This window comes from Paraburkholderia sp. MPAMCS5 (assembly GCF_036016995.1).
In the GTDB taxonomy this organism is placed as follows: Bacteria; Pseudomonadota; Gammaproteobacteria; order Burkholderiales; family Burkholderiaceae; genus Paraburkholderia.
Map to the genome: position 1 here is coordinate 292,383 of NZ_JAYXBK010000005.1, position 13,174 is coordinate 305,556.

Here is a 13,174-nt window from a genome sequence, read left to right on the forward strand (position 1 = left end):
TCAGCCAGGCTTCTTATGCCAGTTGCGCCGTTTGACGACCGGCGGCTTCGGACGGTCGATCCGCACATAAAGACGGAAGCGTTCGTCGCGGTCGGCCACGCGGCGGCCTTCCCACACGAGCTTCCAGACGAAGTCGGACATCGCGCTCGGCTCGCCGTATTCCTGCGTGTCCTGACGCAGAATGACGTCGCAGTCCTGATCGAACGCGAAGTGCATGTCGCCGAAATACGCGAAGGTCGCGATCTGCGCATTGCCGAGCCGCACTGGCGAAATGCACGTGTAGTCCTCGGGCAGATGGCTCGCGATCTGTTCGGCGACGTCCTTGTAGGTCCGGCTGTAGTTGACGACCGGCAGCCACAGGGTCATCAGGAGAACCCACATCAGCGTCGTGCCTGCGCTCGACAGCACCACGCTGCGCCACAGCACCTTCGGATGGCGCGCGAGACGCCATTGCACCAGCACGAACCAGCAGACCGTCACCGCGACCGCGCAGACAAACGAAAGAATCTTGAATTGCGGGGCAAAGCCCGGCGCGAGGCGCGCGAGGTTGCGCGCGAGCGGATGCGGGAAACCGGTCAGCCCCGCCACGTACACGAGCCACACGAAGCTGCCGAGTATCGTAAAGCTGAGCAGCGCGAACCAGTCGATCGCGTTGATCGCGCCGCGTTTGAGCGTGGGCAACGCGAATGCCGCGAGCACCGCGAGCGGCGGCAGCAGCAACATATACAGCCGGTTCGACTGATGGCTTTGCAGGATGACGAGCACGAGCAGCGGCCCGATCACCGAAAGCGGAATCGCCACGTGCGGTGCGCGGCGCAAGCCCGCCCAGCTGAACCAGGCCCAGAGCGCGAGCGGCCACGCGGGCCACGTGAAGAGCGGCAGGTTTTTCAGCGCATACGCGGCGACCGAGCCGGGCGGCCCCGCGAAGGAACTCAGGCTGACGTGAACCCATTGGTTCAGATACCAGACGGCATCGACGGGAAAGGCCGCCAGCGCGGCAATCGGCCACGCGACGGCGATCGTGAGCGCAATCGGCAGACCTGCCAGCAGCAGCCAGCGCGAGCGTGTTTCGCGCACGATCAGCGTCATCGCGAACGTGCCGAGCAGCAGGGCGCCGACCAGCACCGGGCTGCTCGCGAGCGTGACGAGGCCAATGGCGAGGCCCCAGACCGATGCGCCTTGAATCGGCTTGTCGATCATACGCACGAGCCCGTACACGAGCATCGCGATGCCGACGAATTGCGCCAGTTGCGGCGTGGTTTCGTGACCTCGCTCGGCGAGGCCGAAGCAGGCGAGCAGGATCAGGAGCGCGCCGTCGGCGAGCGTGCGGCCGTAGTCGCGAGGTTCCGGCTCGCCGCCGAACGCGTATTTGAAAGGCTGCACCTCGGCGCGCCGGCCAAGCAGGTAGGCGGCGTACCAGATGAACGCGCAGCCTGCGCAAAAGAGCAGACCTGTGAAGACACGCGACGCGTTGCTCGCATCGACCCACGGCGCGAGCGCGCGGATTGCGCTGGCGCCGAGCCAGTAGCCGAGCGGGCCGTCTTCGGTCAGGTATTTGCCGACCAGATTCGGCAACAGCCAGTCGTGCGCGCCGCCGTTCGCCATGGTCCACATCACGCCGAAGCCGGCTGCGTCCTCGTTCTTCCACGGATCGCGGCCGAACAGTCCGAACGATGCGTAGACGATACAGATGGTCAACAGCAGCCAGCGCGGCAAGGCGCTGGTCGCGGAAGCAGTGAGGCGAACGACAGGTCTCATGCGGTTTGGGATATTGGATAAGCGAAGGCCGCCACCGGGCGGCCCGCCCGGCTGGAAAGGCCTGGTTGGACCATCCGGCATTGTAGTCGGGTGGCGCAATGCGCGTCACGGACGGTAATGGGCTGCAACCGCGTTGAGCATGCTGCTAATACGATGCGCGGTTGCGCGACGGAAGCGGCGGCGCTAACGCCGGGCGCCGGTCGTGCCTTCATGCGGGCACGCAGTGGCAGACGCAGGCGACAAAAAAGGGCAGCTCGCGCTGCCCTTTTTGCTGCTTCGCTGCCCGCCAAAGCGGACGATGAAGCGGTAATTACTTCGCTGCTGCCTTGCCGGTAGCACGTGCACCGAACTTCTTGTTGAACTTCTCGACGCGGCCTGCCGTGTCCATGATCTTTTGCTGGCCCGTGTAGAACGGATGCGATTCCGACGACACTTCGATCTTGGCGAGCGGGTAGGTCTTGCCGTTGAATTCAGCGGTTTCACGCGTCTGGATGGTCGAGCGCGTCACAAACTTGAAGTCGTTCGACATGTCGATGAACAGGACTTCGCGGTAATCCGGGTGAATGCCTTCTTTCATGATCTTTCCTTTAATCTGGCGGTAGCCAACCCGCGTGCAGCCGCTACAGCAACCGCATCTAGGCGCGAGCCACTTGCCTATGGTCGAAAAACGGGGATTATGCCAGAAAATCAGTCGCTTGACGAATTCCGTCAGGTTTTTTGGCCGCTTTTCGCCTGGATTGAAGTGACGGCCGCGTCATGGCGACGGCACGAACGTCAAACCGGCCCGCGCCGGATCCTGACGGTAATATCGCGCGAGCAGCCGGTAAAGCTCTGGATATTCCGCTTCGAACGCCTGTGGCCTGACGAACAGCGCCTCGCTGCATACCGCGAAAAATTCGGACGGGTGATCGGCCGCATACGGATCGATCAGCGATTCGCGCTCGAAACGCGTCCAGCGCCGCTGCGGCACCGCGTCGACCCGCGCGCAGAACTGGTCGTAGGCGGAATCGAACACGTCCGCCCATGCCTCGGAGTCGAGCGGCGCGTGCCAGCGACGCACGAGCGGCGGGTGGCCGTCCGCCTCGCCGTTCAGCATGTCGATCTTGTGCGCGAACTCGTGGATCACCACGTTGTACGCGTCCTGAGCGTCCGTCATTTGCGCGTCTTCCCACGAGAGCACCACCGGGCCGCCTTCCCATGCCTCGCCGCTCGCGTCCTGTTCGACCTCGTGAACCACACCGTCTTCGTCCTCGACCGTTTTGCGGATCACGAATTCGCCGGGATAGACGATCACGCCCACCCATCCGCGATACAGATCCAGGCTCAGATTCAGCACGGGCAAGCACGCCTGCGCGGCGATCGCCACGGTCATCGCGGCGCTCAGTTCGAGTTCGTGCGCGGTCGAAAATTCTTTTTGCGCGATGAACAGGCTGCTCATCTCGCGCAGGCGTGCGAGATCGGGCGCGTCGAGATGCGCCAGAAACGGCAAGCCGTCGAGGGTGGTTTGCCAGAGCGCGTCGTCGATCGCGTAGTCGCGCAGCGCGCGCTCGCGCCGACGGGCGCCGAGCCATTGAGTGAGTTTCGAAAGCATGGTCCGATGAAACCGTTAGTCGATCTGTTTTTGCCACGCGGCGAATATTCCGCCGCATAGCGCGACGTCGATCCAAAAATAGGAGCCGTCGAGCGAGCCTGCAAAGCTCGCCTGCCGCGCAACTGTGCGGCTGATTTTCCGCGACCGCGAGCGAATGCGCGTCCGGCGGCGAGCGTCCGGCGGTGGACGGCGCGCGGGTCAGCGCGGCCAGCGAGTTATGGAACAACGGATTGTACGGATTCGCAAACTCCGCGAGTCGCGCCTGATGCAGCACTTATCGATGCCGCACGATATTTTTGAGCCGGTAGCCGTGCGTGAACGTCTCGATCGCGAAGATGCTGAAGGTCAGGTTGGCGACCGACAACACGATGAACAGCAACAGCAGGAAGCACAACAGGAGCGGCCCGACGAGCGCCGCTTCGCCTGTGGCCGGCGACATGCGCGTCATTCACGCGGCCGCGATCGCGGCGACTGCGAAGCACGGCACGATGATCCACTTCTTGCGTGTCAGAAGATTCGCATACTTCCGCGTTCAGGTTGGCGGCGAGGTGTGCGTGCGGTGACCAGCGAACTGCGCTCCGCGCCCCGGAGCGGGACCGATGGACAAAAGCAATGAGCGAAAAAAAGCCGCTCGTGACTGACGAGCGGCTTTTTGCGAAGTATCGCGCGCGGCTTTTAGCTGCCGCCGCCACGACGCATCATGTCGAAGAACTCCGAGTTGCTCTTGGTCTGGCGGATCTTGTCGAGCAGGAATTCCATCGACTCGACTTCGTCCATGTCGTGAATGAACTTGCGCAGCACCCAGATCTTTTGCAGCACTTCGGGCTTGATCAGCAGCTCTTCGCGGCGCGTGCCGGACTTGTTCAGATTGATCGACGGGTAGACGCGCTTCTCAGCGAGGCGGCGCTCCAGGTGCACTTCCATGTTGCCGGTGCCCTTGAACTCTTCGTAGATCACGTCGTCCATGCGGCTGCCGGTTTCGATCAGCGCGGTGCCGATGATGGTCAGCGAACCGCCTTCCTCGATATTGCGCGCCGCGCCGAAAAAGCGCTTCGGACGTTGCAGCGCGTTGGCGTCCACGCCGCCCGTCAGCACCTTGCCCGAGGCCGGCACGACGGTGTTGTATGCACGCGCGAGACGCGTGATCGAGTCGAGCAGAATCACCACGTCGTTCTTCATTTCGACGAGGCGCTTGGCTTTCTCTATCACCATTTCGGCGACCTGCACGTGACGCGCGGCCGGTTCGTCGAACGTGGAGGCGATCACTTCGCCGGCCACCGAACGCTGCATTTCCGTCACTTCTTCCGGACGCTCGTCGATCAGCAAAACGAACAGCTTGACGTCAGGATGATTCTGTTTGATAGCGTGCGCGATGTGCTGAAGCATCACGGTCTTGCCCGACTTCGGCGACGCCACCAGCAGGCCGCGCTGGCCTTTGCCGATCGGCGCGATCATGTCGATGATGCGGCCCGTGACGTTTTCCTCGCCACGCATTTCACGTTCGAGCAGCAACACCTTGTTCGGGTGCAGCGGCGTCAGGTTTTCGAACATGATCTTGTGCTTCGAGGCTTCCGGCGGCTGGCCGTTGACCTTGTCCACCTTCACCAGCGCGAAATAGCGCTCGCCGTCTTTTGGCGTACGCACTTCGCCTTCGATCGTGTCGCCCGTATGCAGGTTGAAGCGGCGGATTTGCGACGGGCTGATGTAAATATCGTCCGTGCTGGCCAGGTACGAGGTTTCCGGCGAACGCAGGAAGCCGAATCCGTCCGGCAGCACTTCGAGCGTGCCGTCGCCGAAGATCGTGTCGCCTGTTTTGGCTCGTTTTTTTAGAATGGCGAACATCAATTCCTGCTTGCGCAGGCGGTTCGCACTTTCGATCTCGAGGCCATTGGCCATCTCGATCAATTCGGAGACGTGCAGAGTCTTAAGCTCGGATAAATGCATACGGAGAACCCGCAGGAGAAGGTGCGACGAAATGAAATCTGGGAGGAGAAGTGAGCGGAACCGCTCAAGGACTTACACGTCTTTTCGACGTTTTGCGGATTCTAGCATAGCACACGCCAGCTTCCGCCAGTTGGGCGCCGCGGCATCTTTCTTGTGAGAAATGTTGTCGGCCGACAACAGAGCGCGAAGGCGCGCGCGAGTCTCGATGGACCGTGCAGCGCGCCCGCGCAACGTCTTACAGATTGCCGTCGAGGAACGCCGTGAGTTGCGACTTCGACAGTGCGCCGACTTTCTGTGCGGCAACCGCACCGTTCTTGAACAGGATGAGCGTGGGGATGCCGCGCACGCCGAACTTCACCGGCGTGGACTGGTGTTCGTCGACGTTGATCTTGGCGATTTGCAGCCGATCGGCGTAATCCTTGGCGACTTCGTCAAGGATCGGCGCGATCATCTTGCACGGACCGCACCATTCGGCCCAGAAGTCGAGCAGCACGGGTTTGTCGGATTTCACGACGTCCTGTTCGAACGATGCGTCGCTAATATGCTTGATTTGTTCGCTCATTGTATGAATACCTCTATCGGTTCGAGGCCCGCCTGAATTGCTCGCCACGATACGTCAAAACCTAGGGAAACTTCCGTTCGCTTTGCCGCACTCGGAGTGCTTGCCGTCTGCGCACGAAAAGTCGAGACCGTTCGGCATAGGCGGAAAGGCTCGCGCTTGCGGGTCATCCGTACGGCAGTTTAGCTTAATTCGCTATGCGTTGCCGGGGGCGATAGTAGTCATCAGGGGCAGCGGGGCCGATGGCTGCCGGTGAAGTGCCACCGTGTTTCATCAACTGCGACGTAGCCTATGTGGGAGCTTCGCGGACAAACTCAAGAGAGGCGCGACCTCGCGGCAAGATAACGAGGGCAGCATTTCGGCGCGCGCTCACGACTTTGGTCGCATTAACAGTCGCACGAAGAGTCGAGCGGTGATAGAATGTTTCGTGACGGGCCTCCTCGCATGGAGGGATGGTCAACCTGGTCAGGTCGGGAACGAAGCAGCCACAGCCGTTTTCCACCAGTGCCGAGGGTCGGGCTCGTCACCTTCCTCTTTCTGTTGTTCTGCTTTGCCCCTCCGCGTTTGCTTGAGTCGCATCTGTTCAAGGTGCTGAGCATTCCCGTGCTTTGTCTTTTGCACGCATTTCTCCGCGTTATCCTTCTGTTTCGTCCTTGCTCCTTGCCTTGGTCCTGCGCGCCGCGGCGCAAGCGCAGGTGTGCGCCCAGCTATTTTTTCTATGGCTCCGATAGCCACGCTCGATGAGCGGCTCGGGACGCTTTTGCGCGGCCGCTCGAATCGGTTTTGCACGGCATCGTTACTGATACAATTTCCGGATGACCTATCAAGTTCTCGCACGCAAATGGCGGCCGAAGGATTTCGCGTCGCTCGTCGGACAGGAGCACGTGGTGCGCGCGCTCACGCACGCGCTCGACGGCGGCCGCCTGCATCACGCTTATCTGTTTACCGGCACGCGAGGCGTCGGCAAGACGACGCTGTCGCGTATCTTTGCGAAGGCGCTGAATTGCGAAAGCGGTGTGACTTCCACGCCGTGCGGCGTGTGCCGCGCGTGCCGTGAGATCGACGAAGGGCGCTTCGTCGATTATGTCGAGATGGACGCGGCGAGCAATCGCGGCGTCGACGAAATGGCGGCCCTGCTGGAGCGCGCGGTGTACGCGCCGGTCGATGCGCGCTTCAAGGTCTATATGATCGACGAAGTGCACATGCTGACCAACCACGCCTTCAACGCAATGTTGAAGACGCTGGAAGAGCCGCCGCCGCACGTCAAGTTCATCCTCGCCACCACTGATCCGCAGAAAATTCCGGTCACGGTGCTGTCGCGCTGTCTGCAATTCAATCTGAAGCAGATGCCGGCGGGTCATATTGTCTCGCACCTCGAACACATTCTCGGCGAAGAGCAGGTTCCGCACGAGGCGCAGGCGTTGCGCCTGCTCGCGCGCGCCGCCGACGGTTCGATGCGCGACGCGCTCTCGCTGACCGATCAGGCCATCGCCTATTCGGCCAATCAGGTGAATGAAGAGGCCGTGCGCGGCATGCTCGGCGCGCTCGATCAAAGCTACCTGATTCGCTTGCTCGATGCGCTCGCGCAGGGCGACGGCGCGGCGGTGCTGTCGGTCGCGGACGAAATGGCGCTGCGCAGTCTGTCGTTTTCCACCGCGTTGCAGGATCTCGCGAGCCTCTTGCATCGCATCGCCTGGGGGCAGTTCGCGCCGTCGTCGGTATTGGACGAGTGGCCCGAGGCAGCGGATTTGCGCCGCTTTGCCGAGACGCTTAGCGCCGAGCAGGTCCAGCTGTTCTATCAGATCGCGACGATTGGCCGTAGCGAATTGGGCCTCGCGCCCGATGAATATGCGGGCTTCACGATGACACTGTTGCGCATGCTGGCCTTCGAGCCCGCGCCGACAGGAGGCGGTGGTGGAGCCGCGGGGGCGGGGCGTCAGGGCCAGGCAGGCGCGAGTGGTGCGCAGCGGGCGGGGGCGCCGGCGGTAGCCGCGCAGCGAGGGGCGTTGGGTTCGCCTATTTCCGCTTCGCCGCTGCAAGTGGCGGCGGGATCGCGCGGTGCGGTCGCTGGCGCTGGTGCTGCTATCGCTAGTGCGCCCGTTCGAGAGTCGCGAGAGCTTGCCGCTAAGGCGCCTTCCAAACCGGCTGGGCTTGCTGAGCAAGCCGGCAGCGCCGGTCGGATGCAGTCCGCCGTAGGCGACGCGCCATCGGCAGCGGAATCTCGTGGCGCTCAGGGATCGGGGGCTGCCACATCAAGCTCAGCCGTTCGGGCCGACTCCGCGCCGGCCGTCGATAACGTAGAGAACGCGGATTCAGGACGGACGCCTCTGCATACCGATACGTCGGCATCGGCATCGGCCGGCGCCACGTCCTCCGCTTTGCCAGTCGCCCCGTCGCCGGACCCGGCTCCGTGGGACGACGCTCCCGCTGAATCCGCGGCAAATCCGACGCCGGCGGTGAGCGCCGTCGATACACCGATGTCGCAAACCGCGCCGGCTGCCGCAACGCCCGACGCCGCATCTGCCGCTGCCGAGACGACACTCCCCGAATCGGTGCTCCCCGAATCGGCGCTGCCTGCCGCACTCGGCGCACCAGCGGCCGCCGCGCTTTCGCGCGCGAACGAAGCGGCCGCTCCGTCCGCCAATCGGAACGAAGCGCTGACCGAAGCCTCGAACGAACCCGCCGCATCATCCGGCACGCCCGCGCGCCGCGCGAGTGGCGCGAGCGCCGCGCTCGACGTTCTGCGCAGCGCCGGCCTGAAGGTTTCTTCGGACCGTGGGCGCGCGAGCGCCGCATCGGCTGCGAAGACCGCAGCGCCTGTCACGCCTAAACCGTCCGCGCCCCGCGTGGTGGTTCCCGTGCCGGCGCCCGGCGCCCCGCGCGGCGCGGCGCAACCCGAGGCCGCCGCTGGCGCTCGGGCAACGTCCGCCGCGGCGCCGTCGGCGGCACGCAAGGACTCGCAGCAAAGTGGCTCGGCGGTGCCTCCGTGGGACGATATGCCGCCCGACGACTACATGCCGCTTTCCGCATCCGACGACGGCTACTACGGTCCGCCCGACGACAACTACATGCCTGTGTTCGACAGCGGCCCGGACGATGTCCGCGTCGCCGCGCCGGCCGCGCCCGCGCCGATCGTCGATCAGCGTCCGCTGCCGCCGGCGGTGCCGCTCGATCCACTCGGCTTCAAGGGCGACTGGCCCTCGCTCGCCGTCGACTTGCCGCTCAAGGGCATCTCGTATCAGCTCGCGTTCAACAGCGAACTGATGGCGCTCGAAGGCAAGACGCTCAAACTGAATGTGCCGGTGCCGCAATACGCGGAAGCGTCGCAGGTCGCCAAACTGAAAAGTGCCCTGGCCGACAAGCTCGGCCAGAATGTCGACGTGCTCGTCGAAGTCGGTCCGGCGCGCCGCACCGCCGCCGCTCACGACGCCGCCCAGCGCGCGCGGCGTCAGCAGGAAGCGGAGCGCGAGATCGGCGCCGATCCGTTCGTGCAGTCGCTGATCCGCGAGTTCGGCGCGAGCATCGTGCCGGGCTCGATTCGCCCGATTACTCCGGACGCAAGCTCGAACGGCGCGTCCTCCGTCCACTGATTCGCCGCGCCACTACGCCGGAAGCGCGCAAACTGGCGCGCGCGATTTCCGAATTTCACGCTATCAAGAAGGAGCATTTCCATGATGAAAGGTCAACTCGCCGGGCTGATGAAACAGGCCCAGCAGATGCAGGAAAACATGAAGAAGATGCAGGAGCAACTCGCGCAGATCGAAGTCGAGGGGCAGTCGGGCGCCGGTCTCGTGAAGGTGACGATGACCTGCAAGAACGACGTGCGTCGCGTGTCGATCGACCCGAGCCTGCTCGCCGACGACAAGGACATGCTGGAAGACCTCGTCGCCGCGGCATTCAACGACGCCGTCCGCAAAGCCGAGGCCACGGCTCAGGAAAAGATGGGCGGCATGACCTCGGGCCTGCCGTTGCCGCCGGGATTCAAGCTGCCGTTCTGATTGACGCCGCTGAAAAAGCCGGAGCGGGTGCGTCATGGCTGCTGACGCAGCCCGCGCGTGTCCGGCGCGATCTGCGCACGAAAGATCGCCCGAAAGCCGACCCGAAAGCTCACACAGAATCAACCGCATCACCGGCCCGCATGCCCGGTCACCATCCACTTCGACGCCGATTCGCATGAAACAACCTTCCGCCTTGTCGGCGCTCGTCGAAGCGCTGCGCGCGCTGCCCGGCGTCGGGCCGAAGTCCGCGCAACGCATGGCGTATCACCTGATGCAACACGACCGCGACGGCGCCGAAAAGCTCGGCCGCGCGTTGCTGTTCGCAACCGAGCATCTGCAACACTGCGAGAAGTGCAACACCTTCACCGAAGCGCAGATCTGCGAAGTCTGCCTCGATCCCGAGCGCGATCCGACCTTGCTGTGCGTCGTCGAAACGCCCGCCGACCAGATCATGCTCGAACAGACGCTGACCTATCGCGGCCTCTACTTCGTGCTGATGGGACGCCTGAGTCCGCTCGACGGCATTGGTCCGAAGGAAATCCATTTTGACCGGCTGGTCAGGCGCGCGTCGGACGGCGTCGTCAAGGAAGTCGTGCTGGCGACCAATTTCACCAACGAAGGCGAGGCCACCGCGCATTACCTCGGCCAGACGTTGAAGGCGCGCGGCCTCGCCGTCACGCGCCTCGCGCGCGGCGTGCCGGTGGGCGGCGAACTGGAATACGTCGACGCCGGCACGATCGCCCGCGCGATGCTCGATCGCCGCTCGATGTAGCGCGGCGCGCCGAAGCACGATTCGCCACGCGCCGTCGCAAGAACGGAAGCGAAGCAGAAGCGGAAGCAGAACAAGACAAAGGAGACTATGAGCGCAACTCCCGAATCCGGCGCGAGCAATGCGCCAGAAAACCAACCCGGCCAACCCGGCCAACCCGGCCAACCCGGCCCGCTGGCCGGCGTGAAGGTGCTGGAACTCGGCACGCTGATCGCGGGCCCGTTCGCGGCTCGCTTTCTCGGCGAGTTCGGCGCCGACGTCATCAAGATCGAAGACCCGCAAGGCGGCGACCCGCTGCGCAAGTGGCGCAAGCTCTATCCGGAAGTCGGCGGCACCTCGCTGTGGTGGGCCGTGCAGGCGCGTAACAAGAAATCCGTCACGATCAATCTGAAGGCCGAGGAGGGCAAGGAAATCGTGCGGCGTCTCGCGAAAGAAGCGGATATCGTCGTCGAAAATTTCCGGCCCGGTTTGCTCGAGAAGCTTGGCCTCGGTTATGACGTGCTGTCGGCGGATAACCCCGGGCTCGTGATGGTGCGTCTGTCCGGCTACGGCCAGAGCGGACCGTATCGCGACCGGCCGGGCTTCGGCGCGATTGCCGAGTCGATGGGCGGCCTGCGTCATATCACTGGCTATCCGGATTTGCCGCCGCCGCGCATCGGCATTTCGATCGGCGATTCGATCGCGGCGCTGCACGGCGTGATCGGCGCGCTGATGGCGCTGCATCACAAGCAGGTGAACGGCGGCAAGGGGCAGGTCGTCGACGTCGCGCTGTACGAGGCCGTCTTCAACATGATGGAAAGCGTGGTGCCCGAATACGGCGTGTACGGCATGGTGCGCGAGCGCACCGGCGCGTCGCTGCCGGGCATCGTGCCGTCGAACACCTATCCGTGCCGCGACGGCAGCATCGTGATTGGCGGCAATAGCGATCCGATTTTCAAGCGGCTGATGGTCGCGATCGAACGCGAGGATCTCGCGAACGATGCCGCGCTCGCGCACAACGACGGCCGCGTGCCGCGCACGCAGGAAATCGACGCGGCGATTGCCGCGTGGCTCGCCACGCGCACCATCGACGAAGCGCTCGCGGTGCTCAATGCCGCCGACGTGCCGGTGGGACGCATCTACAGCGTAGCCGACATGTTCGCCGATCCGCAGTTCATGGCGCGTCAGATGATCCAGCGCTTCAAGTGGCAGGACGGCCGCGAAATCACGTTGCCGGCGGTCACGCCGAAGCTGTCCGGCACACCGGGCGAAACGCGCTGGCTCGGTCCGGAACTGGGTGAACATACGGATGAAGTCCTGCATTCACTAGGTTATGATGCAGACCACATCGCAAGGTTGCGCGCGCAACAGATTGTGTGAGCGGCCTGGATGGATAACCGGCGGATCATCGCGGTGAGCAATCTGAGCCCTGCTCATCGCGGCCGAACAAATAAAATCGCAGACCAGAGTCTGCAAGAGCCTCGGAGACAACCAACATGCATCGCAGAAGCTTCCTCGCCGGTACGGCCGCGCTCGCGGGCGCCACGCTGACGGCCACGCCGCTCGCCTTCGCGCAGGCCAAACCCGAAACCACGAAAGTGGCAATCGCGGTCGGCGGGAAAAACCTCTTTTACTACTTGCCGCTCACGATCGCCGAGCGCCGCAATTACTTCAAGGACGCAGGACTCGACGTCGAGATATCCGACTTCGCGGGCGGCTCGCAAGCGTTGAAGGCGGCGGTGGGCGGCAGTGCCGATGTGGTGTCCGGCGCGTTCGAACACACGCTGCTGTTGCAGGCGCAGAAGCAGTCGTTCCGCGAGTTCGTGCTTCAGGGACGCGCGCCGCAGATCGTGCTCGCGGTGTCGAAGAAAACCATGCCGAACTACAAGTCGATTGCTGACTTGAAGGGCAAGAAAATCGGCGTGACCGCGCCGGGTTCGTCGACTTCGATCATGGCGAGCTTCGTGCTGGCCAAAGCCGGGCTGACCGCGAAAGATGTCGCGTTCATCGGCGTCGGCGCGGGCGCGGGCGCGATCGCCGCGCTGCAATCCGGACAGATCGACGCGCTCGCCAATCTCGATCCGGTCATGACCAAGCTCGAACGCGCGGGCGACATCCGCGTCGTGTCGGACACGCGCACGCTCGCCGATACGCACAGCGTGTTCGGCGGCGATATGCCGGCGGGTTGCCTGTATGCCTCGCAAGGTTTCATCGCGAAGAATCCGAACACCACGCAGGCGCTGACCAATGCAATGGTGCGCGCGCTCAAGTGGTTGCAGACGGCAACCGGCGCCGAACTCATCAACACGGTGCCGGAAAGCTATTTGCTCGGCGACCGCGCGGTGTACCTGGACGCATGGCAGCACGTGAAAGAAGCCATGTCGCCCGACGGCCTGATGCCTGGGGACGGTCCCACCACGTCGCTCAAGACCTTGCAGGCGTTCGACGCGACGGTGCAGGGCAAGCCGATCGACGTGTCGAAGACGTGGACCAACGACTTCGTCAAGAAAGCGCTCGCCAGCGTGAAGGCCTGAACGCGATGCCGCGCGGCACCGCACACCGAAACCGATCCACCA

10 protein-coding genes, 1 other RNA gene and 1 pseudogene are annotated in these 13,174 nt (G+C 63.7%); 6 read left to right on the plus strand and 6 right to left on the minus strand.

From position 1 onward, the window contains the following. The 6 genes and pseudogenes from VOM14_RS14215 to trxA form a co-directional block, all read right to left on the minus strand. On the minus strand, positions 1-1,758 hold the full coding sequence (locus VOM14_RS14215; RefSeq protein ID WP_327629349.1) for an ArnT family glycosyltransferase: 1,758 nt from the start codon (positions 1,756-1,758) through the stop codon (positions 1-3). Between the two features lie 310 nt (positions 1,759-2,068). Continuing rightward, positions 2,069-2,335 (minus strand): type B 50S ribosomal protein L31, encoded by a 267-nt coding sequence (locus tag VOM14_RS14220; protein WP_149673157.1) that lies wholly within the window; start codon positions 2,333-2,335, stop codon positions 2,069-2,071. Between the two features lie 177 nt (positions 2,336-2,512). After that, a complete protein-coding gene (locus VOM14_RS14225) occupies positions 2,513-3,349 on the minus strand; it encodes a M90 family metallopeptidase (protein ID WP_327629350.1) in 837 nt (278 codons plus the stop codon). 15 nt (positions 3,350-3,364) lie between these two features. After that, positions 3,365-3,875 (minus strand): annotated as a pseudogene (locus VOM14_RS14230) (MFS transporter); the annotation flags it as partial. 149 nt (positions 3,876-4,024) lie between these two features. Next, positions 4,025-5,293, minus strand: coding sequence for a transcription termination factor Rho (gene rho / locus VOM14_RS14235; RefSeq protein ID WP_327629351.1), 1,269 nt, complete (start codon positions 5,291-5,293; stop codon positions 4,025-4,027). A gap of 235 nt (positions 5,294-5,528) precedes the next feature. Then, positions 5,529-5,855, minus strand: coding sequence for a thioredoxin TrxA (gene trxA / locus VOM14_RS14240; protein WP_006048864.1), 327 nt, complete (start codon positions 5,853-5,855; stop codon positions 5,529-5,531). A gap of 426 nt (positions 5,856-6,281) precedes the next feature. On the opposite strand from trxA, the gene ffs reads away from it, so the two are divergent. The 6 genes from ffs (at position 6,282) to VOM14_RS14270 (ending at position 13,132) form a co-directional block, all read left to right on the plus strand. Then, positions 6,282-6,380, plus strand: an RNA gene (gene ffs, locus VOM14_RS14245) — signal recognition particle sRNA small type. A 287-nt stretch (positions 6,381-6,667) separates the two neighbouring features. Then, positions 6,668-9,442 (plus strand): DNA polymerase III subunit gamma/tau, encoded by a 2,775-nt coding sequence (gene dnaX / locus VOM14_RS14250; RefSeq protein WP_327629352.1) that lies wholly within the window; start codon positions 6,668-6,670, stop codon positions 9,440-9,442. Between the two features lie 81 nt (positions 9,443-9,523). Continuing rightward, positions 9,524-9,850 (plus strand): YbaB/EbfC family nucleoid-associated protein, encoded by a 327-nt coding sequence (locus VOM14_RS14255; protein WP_006048866.1) that lies wholly within the window; start codon positions 9,524-9,526, stop codon positions 9,848-9,850. Positions 9,851-10,025: 175 nt separating this feature from the next. After that, entirely contained in the window at positions 10,026-10,622 is a 597-nt protein-coding gene (gene recR, locus VOM14_RS14260; RefSeq protein ID WP_327629353.1) for a recombination mediator RecR, read from the plus strand. Positions 10,623-10,709: 87 nt separating this feature from the next. Next, positions 10,710-11,978 (plus strand): CaiB/BaiF CoA transferase family protein, encoded by a 1,269-nt coding sequence (locus VOM14_RS14265; RefSeq protein ID WP_327629354.1) that lies wholly within the window; start codon positions 10,710-10,712, stop codon positions 11,976-11,978. A 116-nt stretch (positions 11,979-12,094) separates the two neighbouring features. Further along, the gene (locus VOM14_RS14270; RefSeq protein ID WP_327629355.1) at positions 12,095-13,132 is read left to right on the plus strand and encodes an ABC transporter substrate-binding protein; all 1,038 of its coding nucleotides are present in this window, start codon (positions 12,095-12,097) and stop codon (positions 13,130-13,132) included. Positions 13,133-13,174: the final 42 nt, after the last annotated feature.

Coding starts and splice junctions, on each gene's coding strand:
- VOM14_RS14265 (WP_327629354.1), top strand. CDS start 10,710: ATGAGCGCAACTCCCGAATCCGGCGCGAGCAATGCGCCAGAAAACCAA.
- VOM14_RS14225 (WP_327629350.1), bottom strand. CDS start 3,349: ATGCTTTCGAAACTCACTCAATGGCTCGGCGCCCGTCGGCGCGAGCGC.
- VOM14_RS14215 (WP_327629349.1), bottom strand. CDS start 1,758: ATGAGACCTGTCGTTCGCCTCACTGCTTCCGCGACCAGCGCCTTGCCG.
- dnaX (WP_327629352.1), top strand. CDS start 6,668: ATGACCTATCAAGTTCTCGCACGCAAATGGCGGCCGAAGGATTTCGCG.
- trxA (WP_006048864.1), bottom strand. CDS start 5,855: ATGAGCGAACAAATCAAGCATATTAGCGACGCATCGTTCGAACAGGAC.
- recR (WP_327629353.1), top strand. CDS start 10,026: ATGAAACAACCTTCCGCCTTGTCGGCGCTCGTCGAAGCGCTGCGCGCG.
- VOM14_RS14270 (WP_327629355.1), top strand. CDS start 12,095: ATGCATCGCAGAAGCTTCCTCGCCGGTACGGCCGCGCTCGCGGGCGCC.
- rho (WP_327629351.1), bottom strand. CDS start 5,293: ATGCATTTATCCGAGCTTAAGACTCTGCACGTCTCCGAATTGATCGAG.
- VOM14_RS14220 (WP_149673157.1), bottom strand. CDS start 2,335: ATGAAAGAAGGCATTCACCCGGATTACCGCGAAGTCCTGTTCATCGAC.
- VOM14_RS14255 (WP_006048866.1), top strand. CDS start 9,524: ATGATGAAAGGTCAACTCGCCGGGCTGATGAAACAGGCCCAGCAGATG.